We start from the raw sequence: 23394 nt of genomic DNA on the forward strand, positions 1-23394 counted from the left end.
GGCGAACCGGGGAGAGATCGCCCGCCGGGTCTTCGCCACCTGCCGGGCACTCGGGATCGAGACGGTCGCCGTGCACTCCGACGCGGACGCCGACGCGCCCTTCGTCGCCGAGGCGGACCAGGCCGTCCGGCTGCCCGGCAACGCGCCCGCCGATACGTACCTGCGCATCGATCTCATCCTGGACGCGGCCCGCCGGTGCGGTGCCGACGCCGTCCATCCCGGCTACGGCTTCCTCGCCGAGAACGCCGAGTTCGCCGCGGCGGTGACGGACGCCGGGCTGACCTGGGTCGGCCCGGCGGCCAAGGCGATCGCCGCCATGGGCGACAAGATGGCCGCCAAGGCGCTGCTCGCCGAGGCCGGCGTGCCGATGCTGCCCACCTGGACCGACCCGGCACAGGTGACGACCTTCCCGGTGCTGGTGAAGGCGTCCGCCGGGGGCGGCGGGCGCGGCATGCGGGTGGTCCGCGACGCCGACGGGCTGGTCGAGGCCGTCGCCGGTGCGCGCCGCGAGGCGGCAGCGGCGTTCGGCGACGGCACGGTCTTCATCGAGCGGTACGTCGAACGTGGCCGGCACGTCGAGGTGCAGATCTTCGGCGACAGGTACGGCACGGTGGTGGCGCTGGGTGTGCGGGACTGCTCGATCCAGCGCCGGCACCAGAAGATCGTCGAGGAGGCGCCCGGCGTCCTGGCCGACGAGGTGCGCGAGCGGCTGCACGAGGCGGCGGTGGCCGCCGGACGGGCTGTCGACTACGTCGGGGCCGGCACTGTCGAGTTCCTGCTCGCCTCCGACGGGGAGATCCACTTCCTGGAGATGAACACCCGCCTCCAGGTGGAGCATCCGGTCACCGAGCTGACCACCGGGCTGGACCTGGTCCGGCTGCAACTGCTTGTCGCCGAGGGTGCGCCGCTGCCGCTGGTCACGACACCACAGGTCACCGGACACGCGATCGAGGTCCGCCTCTGCGCCGAGGATCCCGCGCACGGGTACCGGCCGGCCACCGGCACCCTGCACCGGTTCGCCCTGCCCGGCGTGGCGGCCGAGTTCGGACCACTGGCCGCGCCCGGCCTGCGGCTGGACTCCGGCGTGGTTGACGGGTCGGCGGTGAGCGTCCACTACGACTCGATGCTCGCCAAGGTGATCGCCTGGGCGCCCACCCGCGCGGAGGCGACCCGCGCGCTGGCCGGTGCGCTGTCCCGTGCCGAGCTGCACGGCGTGGCCACCAACCGGGACCTGCTGGTCCGTGTCCTGCGCAGCACGGAGTTCACCGCCGTCGACATCGACACCGGCTTCCTGGACCGGCACGCCGAAGTCTTCGAGCCGATCCTGCCCGCCGCGGAGGTTCCCCTGGTCGCGCTGGCCGCCGCGCTGGCGTCTGCCGCCGCTCGCCGGACGTCGGCGCCGGTGCTGGCCAGCCTGCCCTCGGGCTGGCGCAACGTACCCGCCGTCCCGCAGGTCACCCGGTTCACCGGCCCGGACGGCGACGAGATCGAGATCCGCTACCGGCTGGACCGCTCGGGCAGCCTCGCCGAGTGGTCGGTGGCCCCCACCCCGACAGCCGAGGGCGACACCGACCCGGCGACACCGGCCGTCGCGCTTGTCGAGGCGTACCCGGAGCGGGTCGTGCTCGACGTCGACGGGGTGCGGCGGGCGTACCGCGTACACCGGGTGGGGTCGGAGGTCTTCGTGGACGGCCCGGCCGGGGCGACGGGCCTGACCGAGCTGCCGCGTTTCCCGCTGCCCACCGCGGAGCTGGCCGCCGGGTCGCTGCTCGCGCCGCTGCCCGGCGCGGTGGCCCGGGTGCACGTCGAGGTCGGTGACCGGGTCGCCACCGGTGACCTGCTGCTGACCCTGGAAGCGATGAAGCTGGAACACCCCGTGCTCGCCCCCACCGACGGCCTGGTCACCGAGCTGCCGGTGCCGGCCGGCGGTCAGGTCGACACGGGCGCCGTGCTGGCCGTGGTCACCCCCGATGAGGAGTCGCCGTCATGAACTTCGACCTCACCCCCGAGCAGGATCAGCTCCGCGACGCCGTGCGCGCGCTGGGCAGGCGGTACGGCCACGAGTACTTCGTGGCGAAGGCCAAGGCCGGCGAGCACACCACCGAGCTGTGGCAGGAGGCCGGCCGGCTCGGCTACCTGGGCGTCAACATCCCCACCGAGTACGGCGGTGGCGGCGGCGGCATCACCGACCTGGCCATCGTCTGCGAGGAACTGGCCGCCACCGGCTGCCCGCTGCTGCTGCTCGTGGTCTCCCCCGCCATCGCCGCCACCGTCATCAACCGGCACGGCACCGAGGAACAGCGCAAACGCCACCTGCCGGGGCTGGCCGACGGCTCCCAGAAGATCGTCTTCGCGATCACCGAGCCGGACGCCGGTTCGAACTTCCACCGTCTCACCACGATGGCCCGCCGCGACGGCGACGACTGGGTGCTGTCCGGCCGTAAGTGCTACATCTCCGGCGTGGACGAGGCCGGGCACGTCCTGGTGGTGGCCCGCGTCGCCGACGGCAGTGCCGGCTCAGCGGACGCGGCACCGCAGAGACTCAAGCCGGCGTTGTTCATCGTGCCGACCGACGCGGCCGGGCTGACCTGGTCCAAGCTCGACATGGAGATCGTGTCCCCGGAGAACCAGTTCCTGCTCTACCTGGACGACGTACGGCTGCCCGCCGACGCGCTGGTCGGCGAGTCGTTGGACGCCGGCCTGCCGGCGCTCTTCGCCGGGCTGAACCCGGAACGCATCACTGTCGCCGCGATGGGCGCCGGCACCGGCCGGTACGCCATCGAGCGCGCCGCCGAGTACACCGCGACCCGTTCCGTCTGGGGTGGGCGGACGATCGGCTCCCACCAGGGGGTGTCGCACCCCCTCGCGCACGCGTCAGTCCAGGTCGAACTGGCCCGGCTGATGATTCAGAAGGCGGCGACGCTGTACGACGCCGGCCGTGACCTGGAGGCCGGCGTCTCGGCCAACATGGCCAAGTACGCGGCCGGCGAGGCTGCCGCGCTGGCGGTGGACACGGCCGTGCAGGCGCTCGGCGGCGCCGGTATGACCACCGAGTACGGCGTGGCCACCCTGCTCGGGGCGGTACGGGCGGGCCGGATCGCTCCGGTCAGCCGGGAAATGATCCTCAACTTCGTCGCCCAGCACCTCCTCGGTCAGGAGAAGTCGTACTGAGGGAGGTCACGTGGATGATCGTCGCGAGTTGCGGCATGTCGCGCGTTCGCCCCGGTGGGAAGGGGCGACATGCCGCAACCTGCGGCACGGACACGGGTGTGCACGGCTCAGCGGCAGGCGGCGTCGACCCGGTGGACGGGGCGTACCCGACGGCCAAGCCCTTCCAACAGCGAGTCCTCGATGTGGAAGTCGTGGATGCGCAGCCGGTACCGGGGCAGTTCCTCCTCCGACGGGCAGAGCACCTGCCCCCGTACCTGGTCGACCGGCACGTAGCGCACCCCGCCGCGCTCCTGGAGGATCACCATGTTGACGTCGTCGGTGGTCACCACGTGCCCACGGATCTCCTCGGCGGCACCGGCAGCGGTGGCACCGGGCTCGCCCACAGTGGTCACCGTCATCGGCAGTACCGGCGTGCTGATCACCGGCAGCGCGGCCCAGACCAGCACCACAAGCACGGCGAGCTGGGTCACCGGGGCGAGCAACCGGATGACGATCCCGGGCAGCGGCCCGGCGACGAAGAGAGCCAGCAACGGCGGTAGGACCAGCAGCACGATCGGCAGCGGCTCGCCCTGCCCACCGGCGTGACGCAGCGTCGGCACGAGCAGCCAGAGGTAGCCGGCGTACGCCGCGACGACGATCAGGGCGCGTACGGCGGGGCGTTCGTGCAGGCGTTCCGGTCGGAACTGGAAGGCCGCCGCGAAGGTGGGCAGCAGCAACGGGAGATACAGCAGCGGCCAGGTCACCAGGGCCATCAGGAAGCTCGCCGCGACGAGCCAGCTCGGGGTGATCTCCGCCCACCTGGCGAAGAGCGGCCGACGGGTCATCCGGTGCCCGCTGGCGGCGAGGACCCCGCCGAGCGCGAAGACCGCGACAAGCACTGTGGAGAGCAGGCGGGCCGCCGTGGTGAGGAAGCCGGCGAGCAGGTTGACCGGACCCACGTTGGCCACCAGCAGCAACGTGGTCTGCAGTTCGCCGCCGGCCTCGATGCCGAGCCGCAGCACCGAGAAGATCGCCGGTACGCCGACCACCGCCGTCCAAAACGACTGGCTGGCTCGCGCCCGGCGCTCGGCCGGGTCCCAGCCGCCGTCACCACTCGTCGGTGAGGTGGCGGCGGCCGGCGTGACCTGCTCTGCCGGTGCCGTCGACTTCGTTGACAGCGCTGGGGGCGGCGAGGCGGACGGTGGCACGGGATTCCGCGGTACGGGCGGCGGGCGGCCGGCGTCCGGATCGTCCGAGGTGGTGGCGGGTGCGGTACTCATCGCTGTGGCGCCTTGTCGTCGAAGTCGACGAGCTTCGGCACGTCCAACGGCTGTGGTTGTCGCTTCTCGACCCGTAGCCACGGCCCCAGCGTCCGGTTGTACGCGGTCTGCCACGGGCTGGCCTCCCCGTTGCGTTCCTGTTGGTAACTCTTGTCGAGGAAGTACGCGACCAGGTCGCGCAGCGCCGGATCACCGATCGGCACGCCGACGCCGAGCAGTTCGCTGGTGCCGAACGGCATGTCGACGATCTCGAACTCGGTCGGGTAGCGGGCCAGGAAGCCGGCGAGGATCGTCTCGTCCGAGCTGACCGCGTCGTACTTGCCGGCCCGGATGCCCTTGACGCAGTCCCAGACGTCCTTCACCACCAGCGTGGGAACCTGGTGTTTCTCCAGCTCCGCCTCGGTGGTGGAGCCGCCGCTGGTACAGATCTTGTAGTCCGGGTTCCGCAGGTCCTCGATGGTACGGATAGCGCTGCGGTGCCGGGTCGGCACCAGCACCTCCTGTTTCGTGACGAAGTACGGCCCGGCGAAGCTGACCTGCTTCTTCCGGTCCTCGGTGATGGAGAAGCTGGAGACGACGAGGTCGACGTCGCCGCCCTGGAGGGCGGGGATCCGGTCCTCGGTGGACACGTTGACGAACTCGACGCGGTGTGCCCCCTCGTAGCCGAGGGAGGCCGCGATGTACCGGGCGATCTCGACGTCGAACCCGATGTTGACGCCGTCGCGTACCTCGCCCATCAGCGGCTCGTCGTCGGCCACCCCGATCCGCAGGACGGGCTGGCCCCAGATCTGCGACTCGCGGAGCTTCTCCTGCACGGACGGCAGTTCCGGCTCCCGCTGGCTGTCGCAGCCGGCCGCCGCACCGAGCAGCAGCGTCAGGGCGACCGCCGCGGTGGTGGCCACCGAGCGCCACCGGGAGTTGGAAAGGCTTACACCCATCGCCCACCTCGCTACTTTTCGGATTTCGCGTGGCACTGAGAGTAGCCGCGGCTGTCGAGGTGCGGTCCTCCGACCGCCAGCTCCGGTGCAGCTCAGCGAGCGGTGAGGCTGAAAAGTGACAGTAGGTGGGCGACCAGGGTGACAGGGACGCCGAAGGCCGGGACGAGGCTCATCGGCAGGGTGGACATGAGTCCGGTGTCGACGTCGGCGAGCAGGAGGCCGGCCGGGCTGGCCGAGTAGAGGACGCCGAGAGCGACGGCGAGGACGAGATCGGCGATGCCCAGGGCCGTCCAGACGACGAACAGCCGGCGGGCGCGATCGACCACGAAGGCCGCCACCAGCGGCGCGGTCAGCCCGATGGCCACATCGCCGAGACCGGCCGGCAACGCGAAGCCGGCCGGCAGCGCGTCGACGGCGACGAGCGCCAGGAACGCCAGTCCCGCGACCCGCCAGGTCTGCAACAGGGTGAGGAACCGCAGATCTAGGCGGCGGGCCCAGGCGCGGAATCGCGGCGACCGGACGGCGAGGACGAGCACGGTGAGTGGCGGGACACCGGCGGCGAGCGCGAGGGCCACCGGCGGGTCACCCGGTGGGGTACGGAAGGCACCCAGGGCGCTCGCGGCGAGCACGGCACAGAACCAGCCGACGGCGATGAGCGCGGGTGGGATCGACAACCAGGCCGACCGGGTACGCACGGACGCAGTCACAACCCCTCCAGTTACTTGTGTTTTGCAAGTGACTCTAGGGAGGTAACTTGTATCTTGCAAGTGACTGGGAGGTACGGATGACATCGGCTCGGAACGCGGTTTCCCGCTCGGACTGCGCGATCGCCGGCACGTTGGATCTCGTCGGCGACAGATGGTCCCTGCTGATCGTGCGTGACCTGATGTTCCGCGGCGAGCTTCGGTTCGCGGACCTGGCCGCCTCGGCCGAGGGGATGCCGACGAACACGCTCACGGACCGGCTACGCCGGCTGGAGGAGTGCGGGATCCTCGTACGCCGCCCCTACAGCGAGCGCCCCCGGCGGTACGAGTACCGACTGACCGAACGCGGGCGGGACCTCGCCCCGGTGCTCGACAGCATCGCCACCTGGGGAACCACCCACCTGCCCGGCACCCGACGGCTCGGGGCCGGCTGACCGTGCCGCCGCCGGCCGCCCGCGCGGCCAGCGTCTCGACCGGTACCCACCACCCGACAAACGGGCCGGGGTACGGCGGGCGACCCGAACGCCCGCCGTACCCCGGCGTAGTGGAGCGGAACCTCAGCGGACCGTCAGGCTGCCCACGGCCGGCAACGGCGCGACGACCGGCGGAAGCTGCTTGGGTTCACCACGACCCGGCGCGCCCTGAGCGGCCAGGTCGCCCTTGGAGGTGTCCGCGCGTAGCGCCGCATCGGGCTCCGGCAGCTCCTCGAACGGCTGGATGTCGCCGTGGCAGACCTTGCCCTTCTTCGGCAACGTCAACCGCAGCAGGTACGCGTCGACGGCACCGTCCACACAGGCCGACGTCCCGTACGCGGTGTGCCCCCAGCTGTCGCTGGCGAGCAGCCGACTGTTCGGCAGCAGCCGGGCCGCGGCGACCGCGCCGTTGTAGTTCGTCGCCGGATCCCAGTAGTTGCCGACCACCAGCACCGGGCTGTACGTGCGTCGGTTGAACGGACCGGTGAAGCGGTCCTCGTCGCGCACCGTCCAGGTGTCGCGGGCACAGGGCGAGGTGGCCCAGGCCCAGATCCGCCCGAAGTGCGGGTCACGCTGGTCCGCCCTGGCCGCCAGCGCCGGCCAGGAGGCGGCGTCTCTGGGGTGGTTCGCGTCGGTGCAGTCGACGCCGAGGAAGGTCTCCAGGCCGTTGTTGTACGGGAAGTCGTAGGCACGAGCCTGCTCGCGGGCCGTGACGGCTCGTTTGAGCACCGAGACCCGGGCCTGTTCGCGGGTCACCCGGGACGCCGACGGGTCCGTCAGCACCAGCAGTTCATGGGTGAGGTAGGCGACGTCCAGGTAGCCGTACGGCCCGTACAGCCCACCGAGGATGGCACCGATGAAGTCGGCGTAGGTGAAGGTGAACTCGCCGAAGTCCGGGTCCTCCAGCACCAGCGGGTTCGCCTTCAACCGCTTGGTCACCGTCTCGAACAGGGCGACCGGGTCACCGGAGGCCAGCGGGCAGGCGTCCACCCCGGCTGTCCGGCACCGCTTGAGGATCTCGCGCAGCGCCTTGTGGGCGCCCTGCGCGCTGCGCATCCGCTCCTCTTGGAGGACGTCGCCCGCCTTGCCGGCGCCGAACCACGCCGTGGCGTCCAGCACGCCGTCGATGACCAGCGCGCGTACCCGGTCCGGGAACATGTTGGCGTAGTACTGACCGAGGATGCTGCCGTAGCTGAAGCCCAGGTAGGTGAGTCGCTTGTCGCCGACCGCGCGGCGCAGCACGTCCATGTCGCGGGCGACCTCGGCGGTGGACATCGCACCGCTGATCGGCTTGCCGGTGGTCGAGCAGGCCTTGCCGACCGCGATCGAGGAGGCGACGTACGCCTTCTCCTCGTCCCGCGTGTACGGGAAGGCGACGTTCAGGCCCTCGTACGCCCTGGTCTGCTCCTTCACCGACGTGAAGCACCTGACCTGGTCGCTGGCGCCGACGCCGCGCGGGTCCACCCCGACGATGTCGAACCGGTCGAGCACGTCGTCACCGAGGAAGTACGGCGCGGCGAGCGCGATGCTGGTGCCCGAGCCGCCCGGGCCGCCCGGATTGAGGAAGAGGCTGCCGATCTTGCGCTTCTGGTCCCGCGCCTTGACCCGCAGCACCGCGATCTCGGTGGTCGCCCCCTTCGGCTGGTCATAGTCCAGCGGCAACCGGACGGTCGCGCACTCGGCGTAGTCGTAGCAGCGGTACCAGTCCAGTTTGGGCGTCGGCACCCGGTCCACCCGCAGCCGTTCGGCGATGCTGGTGCGGTGCGAGACGATCGCGGTGCCACCGCCGATCGTGGTGGACGCGGCGGCGGGTGTGACCGCAGCGCCGGCGAGAAGCACGCCGACGAGCCCTGCTGCGGCCAGGCTCCGGATTGGTCGTGGCATGTGGACGCCTTCCGGTGGGAGACGGGACACGTCGAACCGAGGCTCGACCACCGCCACTCTAGAGATGTCCGGCAATGTGTGGCGTCCGAACAGAAGGCGCATTTCCGACTCGACACGCACTGTCGCAGCGACCACTTCATCCGGCAAGCTGTTGTTTGTCAGGTGTTACGCCTGGTGAAGCCGGTTGCTGTTGACAGATCGGCAATCTCCGACATTCTGGACGGGTGAGACGGTTCCCAGGATCCGATGCACGGACCGTGGCAGTGGTCGCGGCCCTGGCGGCGTTCTGGCTGCTGGCGGCACTGGTCGTGGGGCGCCGGCAGGATCTGCTGGGAGTGGCGGGGGCGCTGCTCTGCGTCCTGCTCGCCACGGTCGCCGGGGTGGCCGTCACCGCTGCCCGGCAGCGCGACGCGGATGTTCGACCCGATTGGGGGCCGACGTCCGGAGGGCCGGGGATCGAGCCGGCCGGCCTCGACGCCGACACACTGGAGACTCTGGGTGATCGGGACGCGGTCCGGGCGATGCGGGACCGACATCGCCGTGATCGGCAGGGACGCTGACATCCGCGACCCCTCTGGTGACTCAGCCGCTGGTGAGTGTGGGCGAGGCCAGCCCGTTCAAGCCCCGCCCGGCCAGGCAACGGTAGGTGAGATCGGTGTCCGCGTCGGCCGGCGGTAGCACCTCAAGGTTCCATCCACCCGTCTCGCGCAGCCCGCTCACCAGGCGGAACGTCCCCTCGTTGCAGACCTGGCGTACCTGGGGATCCGCGACGATCTCGTCGTGGCCGGCATCGACCAACGCGGCCGGCAACTGTCCCTGGGCGTAGCTCTCCCAGGTGTGCCGGGTGTCGCAGGGCATTCGGCTGGCCTCGGCCCGCTGGCCACGCACCTGCACCGGCCCGAAGCACTCCAGTTCCGGCGCGCACTGTGCACCGGCGGGAAGCGCCTCCGGGTGAGTGGCGCAGCCCGGGCGGAGCACCCCGGTTGCCGCCGGACGGGCCGGAATGCTGGCCTGCGGCGACGGCACACCACCTGCCGCCCAGGCGCCGACGCCCGCCGAGGCAGCGAGGGCGACCACCCCGGCGGCCCCCAGGAACCAGCGTCGGCGGCGGCTGCGCTCGGTGGCACCACCGCCGGCCGACGGGGCGGGGCGGCCGGCGTCGTGGACTCCGGCGGCAGCACCGCCGATCGGTGTCACCGGAGTGCTCGACGCTCCTGAGCCGTCCAGCGTCAGGTTGGTCAGCAGGTCGCGTAGTTCCGCGGCGGACGGGCGGTCGCCGGGATCGTTGGCCATGCCGGCACGCAGGACGTCGACCAGGTCCTCCGGGATGCCGGGCAGGCCGGGGATCGGCTGGTGGAACATCTCCAGCACGGTGACCAGGCTCGGGTTGCGCTCGCTCTGCCAGCGCGGCGGCCTGCCGTGCATCACCGCGTAGAGCGTCGCGCAGAGCGCGTACACGTCGACGGCCGGCGACGGCGGACTGTGGCTGAACATCTCCGGCGGCGCGTAGGCCGGCGTGAGCACCTCCAGCGCGACGGAGGCGTCCCGCATCTCGGCGACCACGGCGAGCCCGAAGTCGGCGAGCACCGCCGAGTTGAAGTGCGAGTGGAGGATGTTTGCCGGCTTGACGTCCCGGTGCAGCACACCGGCGGCGTGCGAGTGGGCGATGGCGTCCGCGATCTTGATGCCGAGATCGCGGGCCTCGACGGCGCCCAGCGGTGAGTTGCGCATCCGCTCGGCGTACGACCCGTCGCAGAGTTCCATGATCAGGTAAGGGTGCTGGTCGATGGTGACCCCGACGTCGAACAGGTCGACCACGTGCGGGTGGGACGACATCCGACCGGCGGCACGCGCCTCGCGCAGGAAGCGGGCCTGGTCCCGGTCGCTGACCAGGGTCCGGTTCTCCACCTTGACCGCGACCTCGCGACCGACCGAGATCTGCGTCGCCCGGTAGACGGTGGCGTAACCACCTCGGGCAAACACCTGCAAATCAGTCAGACCAGGCACGATGGGCGTCGGCAGAGCGCCGGGCGGGGTGTCGGTCACAATCTCGAAAATACCGAACTGTGCCGGCTGCTCAGTGAACCGCATCGGTGGCCGGCCCCACACCCGACGTTCCGGCACCGCGCCGGTCGCCGTCCGGCACCGGTTCGCCGGGAATCGATCCGCTCCCGCCCGCCGTGGCCGTGACCCCCGGGGCACCGGTCGTACCCGAGCCCGGAGACCGGCGCGCGTCCCACCAGAGTCCGCCGGCGGTGGCCAACGCGCCCAGCCCTTCCCAGGCCGCCACCCCGAAGAACCGCCCCGGCGCGATGTCGGCGAGCACCGCGATGGTGAAGACCGTGAACGTGACAAGCCGGAACACCACCGTGAAGCGGTAGAACGCGCGCCACTCGGTGGCCGTGGCGAGCAGGTAGTAGACCCCCATGTTGAACGAGGCCATCGAGGAAGCCGTCACGAAGACACCCGTGTAGTCGCCAGGTGCACGGGTCTGCGGAATCTCGAAGCCGAGCATCCGCAGCAGCGCCTCCGGCCAGAGCAGGCCGACCGTCCCCATCACCAGCGCCAGCACGCCGAACACCGCGATCGTCCACCCCGCGACCGAACGCGGCAGCCTCATCTTCGTCCTCCCCCTCGACGGCACGACCGACGACATCGACGGCCACATGCACCCGTCACGCTAGCGGCCCGTCCCGACCCGCCACATCCCCGAAACCGTCAGATCCGTACCGGCCGCCGAACGACGGGACGAATCGGGCCGGGATACCCGCGCGGCCCGCCGGACGTTTCCGGCCAGGAGCGCGGCCCTCGGCAACGCCCTGGGGCGGGGCACGTCGGCGTCGCGGGCGGCTGCGGTCAGCCGGGGGTACGCAGGCGCGTGAGCAGCGCCTCCGCGGCGGCCCGTTCGCTGCGCTGCTCGGTGGCGTACGACAACCGGACCGCGTCCTCGGCGCTGGCCTTCGCCTCCGCCGGCCGCCCGCACGCGGCCAGCGCCTCGGCCAGTACGCTCGCCGCGATCACCTGGCTGCGGGCGTCCTCGGCCGGTGCGCGCACCGCCCGACGGGCCCAGTCCAGCGCCTGTTCGCGCTGGCCGTGGGCGAGCAGGGCCGAGGCGTAGCGGGCCATCGACTGCCGCCGGGAGAAGAGCAGGGACGGGGTGGTGGCCGCCATCGTGGCGACCGGGGCGAGCAGGCCGACCGCCGTGCCGGAGTCACCGGCCGCCAACCGGGCGGTGGCCAGCAGCACCCGGGGAGCCACCTGTGCCGGTGCCTGCGGATTGTGCGGTTCCACCGTGGTGAGCACCGCGCGGGCGTCCCGTTCGGCACCGGCCACGTCGCCCATCTCCAGCGCGACGAAGCCACGCAGCGTGCCGGCCATGCCGGTGAGCAGCGGGTGAGCGGTCCGGCGGCCGTACGCGAGCGCGTCGGTCAGCAGGTCCGCGGCGTGCTCCGGCTCGCCCAGCCCTCGGGCGACCACGCCCCGGACCACGAGCGCGAAGCCCTGCCCCCAGTCGTCCGAGGCGGCGGCGAAGTCGCGGTACGCCCGACGGGCCTCCCGGTCGGCGTCGACCAGCTCGCCCAGCTCGGCGTTGGCGTACGCGTCGACCGCCCGCAGGGTGCCCACCGCCCACGCTTCGCCGACCCGCTCACCGAACGGCAGGAAGACCCGGGCCAGTCGGCGCGCCTCCCGCAACCGCCCGGCGAGCAGCCGGGCGAAGGCGGTGGTGCCGCGCAGCCACGCCCGTCCGTACGGATCCTTCAGCTCGGCGAAGAGCCGGGCGGCCCGGCCGAGCACCGCGTCCGTGCCGGCGAAGTCACCCCGGGTGGTGGTCACCCAGGCCAGGTTCTGCAACGACCACGCCTGTCCTCGGCGGTCCCCCACGGCCAAACTGACCTGGTACGCGGCCGCGAGTCGACTGCTGGCCTGGCCCAGCCGGCCGACCAGGAAGTCGGTCATGCCCAGCCGGCGCATCGCCGACGCGCGCAGGGTGGGCAGGTCGGCGTCGCCGGCCACCTGCAACGCCTCCCGCCAGCAGGACTCGGCCCGCCGGAGATCACCCATCGCCTGCTGGGCCTGCCCGGCGAGCAGCAGGGCACTGACCCGCGTCGCCGGGTCTCCCGCGTTCGCGGCGATCTTCTCGGCCGAGGCCAGGGCGTCGGCGGCCCTACCGACCTGGAGCAGTGCCCGGGCGTGCGCCACCCGGTCGACCGCGGGTATCCCGTCGCGGGCAAGTTCGGTGGCGCGTTCGGCGTACTCGACGGCCAGCGCCGGCTCCCCGGCGTGCAGCGCCCGGCGGGTGGCCCGGCCGAGCGCCGCCACACCCAGCGACGCGACCGCCCGGGCCGGCGCGTCCGGACGCAGCGTGACCGCGTCGGCCAGCGCGGTGGCCCGCTCGACGTGCTCGGCCACGAAGTCGTCCCGGGCCGACTCCGAGAAACCGCCCGGACCGGTCCCGGTGCTGCTCGCTCCGGTCGCCTCGGTCACCGGAGCCGCCCAGCGGGCCAGCGCGGCGTGCCGTTCCGCCAGTTCCGCCTTGCTGATCCCGGAGTACGCGGCCTCCCGCATCAGCGGGGTGGCGAAGGCGTACCCGCTGCGGGTGCGGTGCAGCATCCGGCGTTGCAGCAACTCCTCCACGGCCCGTTCCAGCTCGACGGCGGCGACCGCGGCCGGACGGCCGTCCCGACCGGTGCGCTGCTCCCGCAACGCCTCCAGCGCACCGTCCGGCACCGTGTCGCCGACCACCGCGGCGTCGCGCAACGCCGAGCGGGCCTCGGCCGGCAGCGCGTCGATCCGGGCGGCGAGCACCGCCGCGAGGTCCCGGGAGAGCAGCCGGCTGCCCAGCGAGCCGGGTGCCAGCCGCCAGCTGTTGCGCGTCCCGGCGGTGAGCGCGCCACGCTCCATCAGCAGGGTGACCAGCTCCGCCAGGTAGAAGGCGTTGCCCTGGGCGGTGGCGAGCAACCGGTCGGCGTCGGCCTGGGGCAGCCGTCCACCGCCGAGGTAACTGGTCAGCAGCCGGGCCGCGTCGGCACCCCGCAGCGGCGGCAGTGGCTGCACCTCGGCGTCGGAGACCCGGGCCAGGGTGCCGGCGGCACGCACCAGCTCCGGTCGGCCGAGCAGCAGCACCAGCACCGGCCCGCTGAGCCGGGACAGCGTGACCTCCAGTGCGCCGATGGTCTCCGCGGTGGCGTCGTGCAGATCGTCCACGATCACCACCAGCGGCGCCTCCTCGGCGAGCGCGCTGAGCAGGTCGGCGACCGCGTTCGGTACCGCGTCGGCGTCGGTCGGCGGCTGGGCGGTGCCCCACTCGCCCTGGTCCGTCGGGCCGCCGGCGGGCAGTTCCGCGTACCCGAGCAGGGCCAGTAGTTGATCGATGGCGACCGGGGCCGGCTCGGTCCGGGTACGGCTGAGCCGTTGCCCGAGCCGGCGCAACCGCTCCTCCACGGCCGCGCGGGTGACCGCGGTCGCGGCGTCGTTGGGCAGCCCCGTCGCGGCGCGCACCAGGTCGGCGAGGGGAGCCAGCCGGCGACGCTCGCCGAACGCCGCGCAACGCACCGAGAGGACCCGGGCACCGGTGTGCGCGGCGTACCGGCCGGCACCGACGTCGTAGCCGGCGGCGAGGCGTTCCACCTCGGCGGCGAACCGGGACTTCCCGATGCCCGCCTCGGCGGTCATCAGCAGCACCCGGGGCTCGGTACGGTCGATCACCTCGGCGAGCCGGCCGGCCACCCGGCCGATCTCGGTCTCCCGGCCCACGAACGGCGCCTCGTCGCCCAGACCGGAGCGGGTGCCGGGCGCGTCCAGCAGGCCGAGCAGTTCGTAGGCCTCGACCGGCTCGCGCTTGCCCTTGAGCCGCAGCGGCCGCAGCGCCCGCCAGCTCGCCACGTGCCGGGTCGCCGCGGCGGTACGCCCACCGGCGTAGACCGCGCCCACGGCAGCGGCGTCGGCCAGCCGGGCGGCGGTGTTCACGGTGTCGCCGATGACCGTGTACTCGATGGCGGCCTGGATACCGGCGATCACGTCACCCGTGTTGAGCCCGACCCGTAGTCCCAGCGGCGCGCCGCCGCCCCGCTCGTCGTCGAGCACCCGGCGGACCGCCCGCTGCATGGACAACGCGGCGCGTACCGCCCGCTCGGCGTCGTCCTCGTGCGCCACGGGCGCACCGAAGACCGCCATGATCCCGTCGCCGGTCAGCTTGTCGACGTGCCCGCCGAAGGTCTTGACCGCCCCGGCCAGCGCGGCCAGCACCCGGTCGGTGACCGCGCCGACGCGTTCCGGATCGAGATCCTCCGACCAGGAGGTGAAGTCCGACAGGTCGCCGAAGAGCACCGTCACCACCCGGCGCTCGGCCGCGGGCAGAGTCGCGGCGGCCGGCAGCGCGGCGCCGCAGTTGTGGCAGAACCGGGCGCCGGGCACTGCGACGGTTCCGCACACCGGGCAGGTCACGCTGGATCCAACCTCGCGTCACCGGCGTCGGATTCCCGGCCCAGGTATTCGAGTTGGGCGCGTACCGACCATTCCGCCGCCCACCACAACGACCTGTCGACGTCCGCGTAGACCGCGGCGACCACCTCGGCCGCGGTCCGCGCGCCCGCGTCCAGCGCCGTGCGGACCTGGTCGAGGCGGGCGCGACGGTGGGCGAGGTAGAACTCGGCGGCGGCACCGCAGTCGGCGAGTGCCGGGCCGTGTCCGGGCAGCGCCGGGATCCCCCGGTACGTCGAGAGCAGCTCCAGGCTGGTCAGGTAGTCCCCGAGGTGCCCGTCCGGATGCGCCACGACCGTGGTGCCTCGGCCCAGGATCGTGTCACCGGTGAGGATCACCCGCTGACCGTCCCGCCCGGCGAGGAAGCAGACCGAGTCGGCGGTGTGCCCGGGGGTGCTGAGCAGGCGGATCTCCAGGCCGAAGCAATCAAGATCCTCGACCGGCCCGGTCAGCGGCTCACCGCCGATGGTGTGGGCCGGGTCGGCGGCACGCACGTGCGCCCCACCGAGCAGGTCGTGCAGGCGCGCCGAGCCCTCGGTGTGGTCCGGGTGCCCGTGCGTGATCAGCACCAGCCCGACCGGCCCCTGCGCGACGATCGCCGCGAGGTGCGCCTCGTCGGCCGGCCCCGGATCGACCACCAGAGCCGGCTCGCCGGGCGCGGCCCGCAGCAGCCAGGTGTTGGTGCCGTCAAGCGTCATCGCCCCCGGGTTGGGTGCCCGCAACAACGTCACCCAGTCCGGCAGTTCGCTGGCGAGGGCGGTCACCGCCCCCGTCACATGCCCTCCCATGGCTGCGATCGTACGACTCCGCGAACGCACCCCCGCGATCTTGCAGTTCCGGTCCCCGATTCGCCCTCGTTAGGGGCCTTCGTCCCAACCAGAAGTGCAAGATCGCGGGGTAGGGGCGGTGGGGTCAGGAGACCTCGACGATGACCTCGACCTCGACCGGGGCGTCCAGGGGTAGCTCCGCGACGCCGACGGCTGAGCGGGCGTGGCGGCCCGCCTCGCCGAAGACGGTGCCGAAGAGGTCCGACGCGCCGTTGATGACACCGGGCTGGCCGGTGAAGCCGGGGGCGCTGGCGACGAAGCCGGTCAGCTTCACGACCTTCACGACGTTCTCCAGACCGACAAGCGAGTCGATCGCGGCGAGCGCGTTGAGGGCGCAGCGCTGGGCGAGCTGCTTGGCCTGCTCGGCCGAGACGCCGGCGCCGACCTTGCCGGTGGCCAGCAGCTTGCCCTCGGCCATCGGCAACTGGCCGGAGACGTACACGTGCTGCCCGGACTGCACCGCCGGCAGGTAGCTGGCCACCGGCGGCACCACCTCCGGCAGCTCCAACCCGAGTTCCGCCAGCCTGGCGTGAGGTCCGTTGGTCACGACACTCATGCCTTCGGACGCTTCAGGTAGGCGACAAGTTGCTCCGGGTTCGGTCCGGGAACGACGGAGACGAGTTCCCAGCCGTCCTCACCCCAGTTGTCGAGGATCTGCTTGGTCGCGTGGACCAGCAGCGGGACCGTGGCGTATTCCCACTTCTGCATCGGTGGAGGACTCCCTCGGTGGCATGGACACTTCGGGGCACAGCCTACGGTCCGCCGGCCGGCCGGGACGCGGGACGCTGTTCAGCGTCGGGCCACTGCTCGGGGGCGGTCCGCTGCTCGGGCGCTGGCGGCAGCTCCCCGCACGGGCCGGCATGCTCGTAGGGCTGGGGGCAGCGCGTGCGGTCCGGCAGCAGCAGGTCGCAGAAGACCCGGTGCCGATTGTTCTGGTCGTCGGCGGTCGACACCTCGGTCTCGCCGGCGTCCAGCTCCAGCAGGAAGTTCAGCGAGGTGGCCACCCGACCGGCCAGCGCGGTCGCGGCGGCCAGGTCGGTGACCCGGATCGGCAGGTGGATGACGTAGCCGGGGCCGTCCTCCTCCCGCCCGCCGGCCGGCTCGACACTCGTGACCGGGTCGACAGGACGCCGGTACGACCGCTCGTTCACCGGCAGCCGGCCGGAGGAGTCTCCGCCAGCCGTCCGGCTGCCCCGCAGCGGCCCGGCGGGGAACTGGGCTCGGGGGGTGTTGTCCGTGTCGCGCATGCACTGCCTCCGGGCGTCGTACCTGGTCACGGCGCCGCCCACCGGTCCGGGACCCATCCGCCCGGCCCGAACCGGGGCGTGCCGGAGCGACCGTAGGACCGGGACACCGGTCCCATCAACAGGACGCGCGCGCCCGATCGCGTTCGGTCACATTTGCGACACCCGACCAGCGGAAAGTTGATCGCGATCTCCGTACCGGGTACACCGGGCCCTCCGCAGCGGGACCGCGGACCGCTACCCTTCCCGTCTGGACGGGCGCCCGGCCCGGCCACCCGATCCCACGCTCACCGCCTTTACGCGGTGCTGCGCCGCACCCGGGGGGACCGATGACCCAGCCACCCGCCGGGGGCCCGACCGGCCCCACCGACCTCCCGCCGGCCGGTTCACCGGCCCAGTCCTCGCCGCCAGCCACCGGGCCCGGTGCCCCGCCGCCCGAGTCCGGATATCCGCCGTACCAGTCGCCGCCCGCACCGCCGCGTAAGCGGGGGGCACTGCTGGCCTCGCTCGCGCTTGTCGTGGTGCTGCTGCTCTGCGCCGGAGGCGGCGTGGCCGCGTTCCTCACCCTGCGCAACACCGAGGCGGGCGAGGGCGCACCGGATCCGTCGGTGGCGGTGGACGACTTCCTGACCGCGGTCTACCAGGACCGGGACGCGGCCAAGGCGGCAGGTCTGGTCTGCACCGCCGCCCGCGACCAGGACAAGATCCGGGCCAAGGTGGCCGAGGTCGAGGAGTACGTCTCGACCTACCAGAACCCCCGGTTCCGCTGGGACACCCCGACTGTGGACAACGAGACCGGCGACCGGGCCACCGTCACCACCACGGTGACCGTGACCACCGCCGACGAGAAGATCGCCGACCAGGATCTGCGCTTCACGGTGATCCGTAAGACCGGCTGGTGGGTCTGCGAGGTCGCCTGAGCACACCGGATGGATAGGCTCGACGGGTGGGAGCAGCGCAGCGACCGACTGAGCGGGCCGTCATCGACTGGCCCGCCCGCCTGCACGTGGTGACCGGCAAGGGGGGCACGGGCAAGACCAGCGTGGCCGCCGCGCTGGCCCTTGGCCTGGCCGCCGGTGGTCGACGCACCCTGCTGGTGGAGGTGGAGGGGCGGCAGGGCATCGCCCAGCTCTTCGGCACCGAACCGCTGCCGTACGCCGAACGACACCTGGCCGACGCCCCCGGTGGGGGCGAGGTGTCGGCACTCGCGGTGGACGCCGAGGAGGCGCTGCTCGAATACCTCGACATGTTCTACAAGCTCGGTGCGGCCGGCCGGGCGCTACGCAAGTTCGGAGCTATCGACTTCGCCACCACCATCGCTCCCGGCCTGCGCGACGTGCTGCTCACCGGCAAGGTCAAGGAGGCCACCACCCGCACCGTCGACAAGCGGCGGGTGTACGACGCGGTGGTGCTTGACGCGCCGCCCACCGGCCGGATCGGGCGGTTCCTGAACGTCACCGCCGAGACCGCCCGGTTGGCCAAGGTGGGGCCGATCAAGACGCAGAGCGAGGGAGTCTCCGCACTGCTGCGCTCACCGATGACGGCCGTGCACGTGGTGACCCTGCTGGAGGAGATGCCGGTACAGGAGACCGTCGACGCGATCGCCGAGCTGACCTCGCTGGGTTTCGGGGTGGGCCGGGTGATCGTCAACGGGACCCGGGCACCGCTGCCGACCGGACGGCTGGTCACCGAGGCGGAGTTGGCGCGTGGCCTGCGGGCGGCGGGGCTGCCGACCGGCGAGCGGATCGTCGCCGGGCTGCACGACGAGGCGCGCGACCTGATGATCCGCCGGGAGTTGGAGGACTCGCTCCGCACCGATCTGGTGGAACTCGGCGTGCCCCTTGTCGAACTGCCGCTGCTGCCCGACGGGGTGAACCGCGCCGGCCTGGAGGTGCTCGCCGCCGCGCTCATTCAGGGCGATTGACTCACACCTCACCTCGGCCTGGCGCGCGGAGCCGGTCAGCCCGATACGCTCGCTTGGTGCCTTCCGACAACGCCGCGCCGCCGCTGGATGTCGACCGGATCCTGGCTGACCCGGGAGTACGGATCGTGGTCTGCTGCGGTGCGGGCGGGGTGGGCAAGACGACCACGGCCGCCGCGCTCGCGCTGCGCGCCGCCGAGCGGCACGGCCGGCGCACGGTGGTGCTCACCATCGACCCGGCGCGGCGGCTCGCCCAGTCCCTCGGCCTGACCGAGCTGGACAACACACCCCGGCAGGTCAAGGGGATCGACGTCGAGGACAGCGGCGGCGAATTGCACGCCATGATGCTCGACATGAAGCGCACCTTCGACGACGTGGTGCTGGCGCACACCGATCCGGCGAAGGCGGCGGAGATCTTCGCCAACCCCTTCTACCAGGCCATGAGTTCCACCTTCGCCGGCACACAGGAGTACATGGCGATGGAGAAGCTCGGCCAGTTGCACGCGCGGGGTGAGTGGGACCTGATCGTGGTGGACACTCCTCCGTCGCGCTCGGCGCTCGATTTCCTCGACGCGCCGGCCCGGCTGTCCCGGTTCCTCGACGGGCGGATGCTCCGGCTGCTGCTGGCTCCGGCACGAACCGGTGGTCGCAGCATGTTCAGCCTGGTCACTGCCTCCTTCGGGATGTTCTCCCGGGTGGTGCAGAAGGTGATCGGCACCCAGTTGCTCACCGACCTGTCCGGCTTCGTCGCCGCGCTCGACTCGATGTTCGGCGGGTTCCGGCAGCGCGCCGAGCAGACGTACCGCATCCTCCAGGCGCGGGAGACGGCCTTCCTGCTGGTCGCGGCGCCGGAGCCGGACGCGGTCCGGGAGGCCGCCTATTTCGCCGGCCGACTCGGCGCGGAGAAGATGCCGCTCGCCGGCCTGGTACTCAACCGGGTGCACCAGCCGACGGTGGCCGAGCTGGGCGCGGCGGAGAGTCGCGCCGCCGCTGACCGGCTGGCTACGGCCGGAGGCCACGAGGGCACCGTCGAGGTGCTGCGGGCACACGCGGCCCTGGCCGAGCAGGCGATCCGTGAGCAGCAGGTGGCAGCGCGGTTCACCGAGGCGTTTCCGCAGGTGCCGGCCGTCTCGGTGACGGCGCAGCCCGCCGACGTGCATGACGTCGACGGGCTACGGACGATCGCAGCGGCGATCAGCCGCTCCTGACCGACGGTCGGTGCGGCGGGGAGCCGCGACCGACCGTGCCGGTTGTTCAGTTGCCGGCCGCGGCCAGGATCTTGTCCTTGCCGGCCTTGTCCTTGGCGTTCTTCTTCATCGCCGCCTCGAACATCTTGCGCCAGCTGGTGACCTGGGGGTGGCGACGCAGCAGCGCGCGACGTTCCCGTTCGGTCATGCCACCCCACACGCCGAACTCGATCCGGTTGTCCAGCGCGTCGGCCAGGCACTCGTACCGGACTGGGCAGCTCCGGCAGATCCGCTTGGCCACGTTCTGTTCGGCGCCCTGTACGAACAACGCGTCCGGGTCCCCGTTCTGACACGCCGCCAACGACGGCCAGTCAGTGATCATGCCCATCTGTACACGTCCCCCCTTGCAGTACTACCGACGCCGTCGCGGGCCAGCCGGCAATCCCCCCGGATCGTCCGGCACGCCTTACCCCAAGGCGGCACAGACGACATGTGGCGCTGTCGCCGCCTACATCATGCTCTGTAGTCGCACGATTACGCAACGTTGTCGGCGAAATCCATCATTCCGGACACTCCCGGCTTCTCGGGCTCGGGACCGCCGCTTACCCCACCGAGGTCCGCGAAAACGCTGCGGGCCACCTCCGCGAGGAGGAAACTCGGCTCGGATCCACGCAACCGGACATCCGGTGCCACGCGTCTAGCACAACGAGGACGGCGCGCGCAGGAAATGGGGAAAAGACGCCCCAGCGCCCCTCGTTACCTGTTCGCGTACCCTGTCGAGGTGACCTGGATGCGGAAACGTGACCACAACGTCCTGACCAACGCCGCATCGCTGCTCATCTGTGGGCTGTTGGCCGGTGTGGTGGTTGCCGCTGCGGCTTTCCCCGCGGTGGCGATGTCGGGCCTGGCCGCGAAGGCCGGCGCGGAGACCTTCGGCGCGCTGCCGAAGGAACTCACAGTGGCCCGCGCACCCCAGATCAGTTATCTGCTCGCCTCCGACGGCAAGACACCGCTGGCCACCATGTACGACGAGAACCGGCGCGACGTGAAGTTCGCCGACATCTCGGAGAACATGCGCGACGCCATCATCGCCGCCGAGGACCACGACTTCTACAACCACAACGGGGTCGACCTCAACGGCGTGGCCCGGGCCTTCGTCAACAACAGCCAGACCGGTGCCGACCGGCAGGGCGCCTCGACGCTGACCATGCAGTACGTCCGGATGGGCATCGCGTACTCGGCCACCCATCCGGCCGACGTTATCGCCGCGACCGAGGACACCAGCGCCCGCAAGTTGCGCGAGATGCGGTACGCGATCCAGCTCGACAAGGAGATGTCGAAGGACGAGATCCTGGAGCGCTACCTCAACCTCGCCGCCTTCGGCAACGGCGCGTACGGCATCTACGCCGCCAGCCAGGTCTACTTCAACAAGCCGCCGAAGGACCTGAAGATCGAAGAGGCGGCCATGCTGGCCGGCCTGGTGAAGGCGCCCACCTCGTTCGACCCGACCACCAAGGACGGTTACCCGCACGCGGTGGCTCGGCGCGACTACGTCATCGACAACATGGTCAAGACCGGGGCCATCACCCAGCAGCAGGCCGAGGAGGCCAAGGCCGTCAAGCTGGTGGTCAAGGGCAAGCGCGCGCCGAACGGCTGCGTCGCCACCAACAAGAACGCCTGGGGCTTCTTCTGCGACTACTTCTACCGCTGGTGGATGTCGCAGGAGACGTTCGGCTCCACCACGTACGACCGGGAGCGGCGACTCAAGAGCGGCGGCTACACCATCATCACGACGCTGGACAAGCAGGCCCAGACCGGCGCCGACAAGGCGGTCCGCGACGCCAAGCCGGTGACCGCCAAGGAGGCCGCGATGGTCGCGGTGATCGAGCCCGGCACCGGCCGGGTCCGGGCGCTGTCGGTCAACCGGAACTTCAAGCTCGACAACCCCGACAAGCCGAAGAACAAGCCGCACAGCGACCCTGAGCAACGCAAGAACGGCAAGCGGGGCAACTACCCGAACACGGTCAACCCGCTGCTGACCGGTGGGGACGGCATCACCGGGTACCAGGCCGGCTCGGTCTTCAAGATGTACACGATCGTGGCCGCGCTGGAGAAGGGCATCCCGCTCAGCTACACCTTCAACGCGCCGCAGCAGTTCAAGTCGGAATACATCATCGACCGGGGCAACCCCGCCGCCTGCGAGGGCACGCACTTCTACTGCCCGACCAACTCCGGCCTGAAGGCCGGCGGCGTGCAGAACATGTGGAGCGCCTTCTCCGCCTCGATCAACACGTACTTCGTCCCGTTGCAGCAGCAGGTCGGCGCGGAGAACGTGGTGGACGTGGCCAAGCGCCTCGGCATCCAGTTCCGGCAGAGCAAGGACGCGGAGTTCGCCAACAGCAAGGAGGCCGCGCACCAGTGGGGCGCGTTCACCCTGGGCGTCTCGCAGGTCACCCCGTTGGAGCTGGCCAACTCGTACGCCACGCTTGCCGCCGACGGCAAGTACTGCGAACCGATCCCGGTGCAGGAGATCCGGGACCTGGACGGCAACAAGCTGGACGTGGCCAACCCGCGCTGCGAGAAGCGGTTCAGCACCGAGGTGGCCCGCGCCGCCGTGGACGCAGCCCGCTGCCCGGTCGGTGACAACTCCTCCACCAGCAAGTGCGGTGGCAGCCGCACCGCCGCCGAGGTGAAGTGGAACGTCGGCAAGCCGGTGGCCGGCAAGTCCGGCACCACCGACTCCGAGAAGACCGCTTCGCTCGTCGCGATGACCAAGCAGTACGCGGTGGCCGGCATCCTGGCTGACCCGGACTGGCCGCAGACAAACGTCAAGATGAAGCACAAGACGTCGGACGGCATCAACCCGCCGGTCTGGCAGACGTTGAAGGCCGCCATGAAGGGCAAGAAGGGGATCGACTTCGACCCGCCCGGCAAGAAGATCTCCCTGGGCGATCAGCGCACCATCCCGGGCGTCTCCTGCCTGGACGTCGATCGGGCCAAGTCCCGCCTCTCCGGTGCCGGGTTCGAACCGATCGTCTCCAGCACCCGGGTCACCTCCGACTGCCCCGCCGGCACCGCCGCCGGCACCAGCCCCAGCGGCCGCACCATCAAGGGCGGCATCGTGACGATCGTGATCAGCGCCGGTAAGGCCAGCAACGACGACGGTGGCGGCAACGGCCGGCCGGGCAACGGTCCGTCCTCCGGTCCGCCCAGCAGCCCCGGCCGTCCACCGGACCGACCCGGCGGCTGACCGGCCTCAGCGACGCCAGAACGGGCGGGCACCCCGATGAAGGGGTGCCCGCCCGT

General features: G+C 71.7%; 20 protein-coding genes. 8 read left to right on the forward strand and 12 right to left on the reverse strand.

Features of this window, described 5'->3' with window-relative positions:
* Window positions 1-1990 (forward strand): biotin carboxylase N-terminal domain-containing protein (locus tag AB0I71_RS26545; protein WP_357589060.1); only part of this gene is annotated, 1990 nt, incomplete at its 5' end.
* Entirely contained in the window at window positions 1987-3171 is a 1185-nt protein-coding gene (locus AB0I71_RS26550) for an acyl-CoA dehydrogenase (RefSeq protein WP_357589062.1), read from the forward strand. The genes AB0I71_RS26545 and AB0I71_RS26550, both read left to right, overlap by 4 nt.
* A 107-nt stretch (window positions 3172-3278) precedes the next feature.
* Here the strand turns inward: AB0I71_RS26550 and AB0I71_RS26555 are convergent, their stop codons facing one another.
* The 3 genes from AB0I71_RS26555 to AB0I71_RS26565 all read right to left on the reverse strand — a co-directional run bounded on the left by AB0I71_RS26555 (window position 3279) and on the right by AB0I71_RS26565 (window position 6075).
* Complete coding sequence (locus AB0I71_RS26555) at window positions 3279-4430, reverse strand: hypothetical protein (protein WP_357589064.1); 1152 nt, start codon at window positions 4428-4430, stop codon at window positions 3279-3281.
* Window positions 4427-5368 (reverse strand): transporter substrate-binding domain-containing protein, encoded by a 942-nt coding sequence (locus AB0I71_RS26560; protein WP_357589066.1) that lies wholly within the window; start codon window positions 5366-5368, stop codon window positions 4427-4429. Before AB0I71_RS26560 ends, AB0I71_RS26555 begins: the two co-directional genes overlap by 4 nt.
* 92 nt (window positions 5369-5460) lie before the next feature.
* The gene (locus tag AB0I71_RS26565; protein WP_357589068.1) at window positions 5461-6075 is read right to left on the reverse strand and encodes a hypothetical protein; all 615 of its coding nucleotides are present in this window, start codon (window positions 6073-6075) and stop codon (window positions 5461-5463) included.
* Between the two features lie 77 nt (window positions 6076-6152).
* On the opposite strand from AB0I71_RS26565, the gene AB0I71_RS26570 reads away from it, so the two are divergent.
* Window positions 6153-6506: a helix-turn-helix domain-containing protein gene (locus tag AB0I71_RS26570; protein ID WP_357589070.1), complete on the forward strand. Its 354-nt coding sequence runs from the start codon at window positions 6153-6155 to the stop codon at window positions 6504-6506.
* A 123-nt stretch (window positions 6507-6629) separates the two neighbouring features.
* On the opposite strand, the gene AB0I71_RS26575 is transcribed toward AB0I71_RS26570, so the two are convergent.
* Entirely contained in the window at window positions 6630-8429 is a 1800-nt protein-coding gene (locus AB0I71_RS26575) for an alpha/beta hydrolase (protein ID WP_357589072.1), read from the reverse strand.
* Window positions 8430-8686: 257 nt separating this feature from the next.
* On the opposite strand from AB0I71_RS26575, the gene AB0I71_RS26580 reads away from it, so the two are divergent.
* Window positions 8687-8989, forward strand: coding sequence for a hypothetical protein (locus AB0I71_RS26580; RefSeq protein ID WP_357589074.1), 303 nt, complete (start codon window positions 8687-8689; stop codon window positions 8987-8989).
* A 22-nt stretch (window positions 8990-9011) separates the two neighbouring features.
* Here the strand turns inward: AB0I71_RS26580 and AB0I71_RS26585 are convergent, their stop codons facing one another.
* The 7 genes from AB0I71_RS26585 to AB0I71_RS26615 all read right to left on the reverse strand — a co-directional run bounded on the left by AB0I71_RS26585 (window position 9012) and on the right by AB0I71_RS26615 (window position 16983).
* Window positions 9012-10475 (reverse strand): serine/threonine-protein kinase, encoded by a 1464-nt coding sequence (locus AB0I71_RS26585; RefSeq protein WP_357589076.1) that lies wholly within the window; start codon window positions 10473-10475, stop codon window positions 9012-9014.
* A 31-nt stretch (window positions 10476-10506) separates the two neighbouring features.
* Window positions 10507-11049, reverse strand: a complete 543-nt coding sequence (locus tag AB0I71_RS26590) for a hypothetical protein (RefSeq protein WP_357589078.1) — start codon at window positions 11047-11049, stop codon at window positions 10507-10509.
* 236 nt (window positions 11050-11285) lie between these two features.
* On the reverse strand, window positions 11286-14873 hold the full coding sequence (locus AB0I71_RS26595) for an adenylate/guanylate cyclase domain-containing protein (RefSeq protein ID WP_357589080.1): 3588 nt from the start codon (window positions 14871-14873) through the stop codon (window positions 11286-11288).
* The gene (locus AB0I71_RS26600) at window positions 14870-15697 is read right to left on the reverse strand and encodes an MBL fold metallo-hydrolase (protein WP_357589082.1); all 828 of its coding nucleotides are present in this window, start codon (window positions 15695-15697) and stop codon (window positions 14870-14872) included. Before AB0I71_RS26600 ends, AB0I71_RS26595 begins: the two co-directional genes overlap by 4 nt.
* A gap of 124 nt (window positions 15698-15821) precedes the next feature.
* Window positions 15822-16292 (reverse strand): RidA family protein, encoded by a 471-nt coding sequence (locus tag AB0I71_RS26605; RefSeq protein ID WP_357589084.1) that lies wholly within the window; start codon window positions 16290-16292, stop codon window positions 15822-15824.
* Window positions 16289-16444 (reverse strand): DUF4177 domain-containing protein, encoded by a 156-nt coding sequence (locus tag AB0I71_RS26610; protein ID WP_013736319.1) that lies wholly within the window; start codon window positions 16442-16444, stop codon window positions 16289-16291. Before AB0I71_RS26610 ends, AB0I71_RS26605 begins: the two co-directional genes overlap by 4 nt.
* A 44-nt stretch (window positions 16445-16488) precedes the next feature.
* Window positions 16489-16983 carry a hypothetical protein gene (locus AB0I71_RS26615; RefSeq protein WP_357589086.1) on the reverse strand — a complete coding sequence of 165 codons (495 nt, stop codon included), beginning with the start codon at window positions 16981-16983 and terminating at the stop codon, window positions 16489-16491.
* Window positions 16984-17309: 326 nt separating this feature from the next.
* On the opposite strand from AB0I71_RS26615, the gene AB0I71_RS26620 reads away from it, so the two are divergent.
* The 3 genes from AB0I71_RS26620 to AB0I71_RS26630 are packed head-to-tail and all read left to right on the forward strand — an operon-like array spanning window position 17310 to window position 20109.
* Window positions 17310-17900, forward strand: coding sequence for a hypothetical protein (locus AB0I71_RS26620; protein ID WP_357589088.1), 591 nt, complete (start codon window positions 17310-17312; stop codon window positions 17898-17900).
* Between the two features lie 26 nt (window positions 17901-17926).
* The gene (locus tag AB0I71_RS26625) at window positions 17927-18904 is read left to right on the forward strand and encodes an ArsA-related P-loop ATPase (protein WP_357589090.1); all 978 of its coding nucleotides are present in this window, start codon (window positions 17927-17929) and stop codon (window positions 18902-18904) included.
* A 53-nt stretch (window positions 18905-18957) separates the two neighbouring features.
* The gene (locus AB0I71_RS26630) at window positions 18958-20109 is read left to right on the forward strand and encodes an ArsA-related P-loop ATPase (RefSeq protein ID WP_357589092.1); all 1152 of its coding nucleotides are present in this window, start codon (window positions 18958-18960) and stop codon (window positions 20107-20109) included.
* Window positions 20110-20155: 46 nt separating this feature from the next.
* Here AB0I71_RS26630 and AB0I71_RS26635 read toward each other — a convergent pair whose 3' ends face one another.
* Complete coding sequence (locus AB0I71_RS26635) at window positions 20156-20476, reverse strand: WhiB family transcriptional regulator (protein WP_155214342.1); 321 nt, start codon at window positions 20474-20476, stop codon at window positions 20156-20158.
* A 402-nt stretch (window positions 20477-20878) separates the two neighbouring features.
* On the opposite strand from AB0I71_RS26635, the gene AB0I71_RS26640 reads away from it, so the two are divergent.
* On the forward strand, window positions 20879-23338 hold the full coding sequence (locus tag AB0I71_RS26640) for a transglycosylase domain-containing protein (protein ID WP_357589095.1): 2460 nt from the start codon (window positions 20879-20881) through the stop codon (window positions 23336-23338).
* The last annotated feature ends 56 nt before the right edge of the window (window positions 23339-23394 follow it).

Source organism: Micromonospora sp. NPDC049891 (assembly GCF_040660295.1).
GTDB lineage: Bacteria > Actinomycetota > Actinomycetes > Mycobacteriales > Micromonosporaceae > Micromonospora.

What these genes read in the sequence shown, in the direction of transcription:
- AB0I71_RS26555 (WP_357589064.1), bottom strand. Translation starts at nt 4,430, where the DNA reads ATGAGTACCGCACCCGCCACCACCTCGGACGATCCGGACGCCGGCCGC.
- AB0I71_RS26560 (WP_357589066.1), bottom strand. Translation starts at nt 5,368, where the DNA reads ATGGGTGTAAGCCTTTCCAACTCCCGGTGGCGCTCGGTGGCCACCACC.
- AB0I71_RS26620 (WP_357589088.1), top strand. Translation starts at nt 17,310, where the DNA reads ATGACCCAGCCACCCGCCGGGGGCCCGACCGGCCCCACCGACCTCCCG.
- AB0I71_RS26570 (WP_357589070.1), top strand. Translation starts at nt 6,153, where the DNA reads ATGACATCGGCTCGGAACGCGGTTTCCCGCTCGGACTGCGCGATCGCC.
- AB0I71_RS26610 (WP_013736319.1), bottom strand. Translation starts at nt 16,444, where the DNA reads ATGCAGAAGTGGGAATACGCCACGGTCCCGCTGCTGGTCCACGCGACC.
- AB0I71_RS26575 (WP_357589072.1), bottom strand. Translation starts at nt 8,429, where the DNA reads ATGCCACGACCAATCCGGAGCCTGGCCGCAGCAGGGCTCGTCGGCGTG.
- AB0I71_RS26635 (WP_155214342.1), bottom strand. Translation starts at nt 20,476, where the DNA reads ATGGGCATGATCACTGACTGGCCGTCGTTGGCGGCGTGTCAGAACGGG.
- AB0I71_RS26550 (WP_357589062.1), top strand. Translation starts at nt 1,987, where the DNA reads ATGAACTTCGACCTCACCCCCGAGCAGGATCAGCTCCGCGACGCCGTG.
- AB0I71_RS26590 (WP_357589078.1), bottom strand. Translation starts at nt 11,049, where the DNA reads ATGAGGCTGCCGCGTTCGGTCGCGGGGTGGACGATCGCGGTGTTCGGC.
- AB0I71_RS26600 (WP_357589082.1), bottom strand. Translation starts at nt 15,697, where the DNA reads ATGGGAGGGCATGTGACGGGGGCGGTGACCGCCCTCGCCAGCGAACTG.
- AB0I71_RS26615 (WP_357589086.1), bottom strand. Translation starts at nt 16,983, where the DNA reads ATGCGCGACACGGACAACACCCCCCGAGCCCAGTTCCCCGCCGGGCCG.
- AB0I71_RS26605 (WP_357589084.1), bottom strand. Translation starts at nt 16,292, where the DNA reads ATGAGTGTCGTGACCAACGGACCTCACGCCAGGCTGGCGGAACTCGGG.
- AB0I71_RS26640 (WP_357589095.1), top strand. Translation starts at nt 20,879, where the DNA reads ATGCGGAAACGTGACCACAACGTCCTGACCAACGCCGCATCGCTGCTC.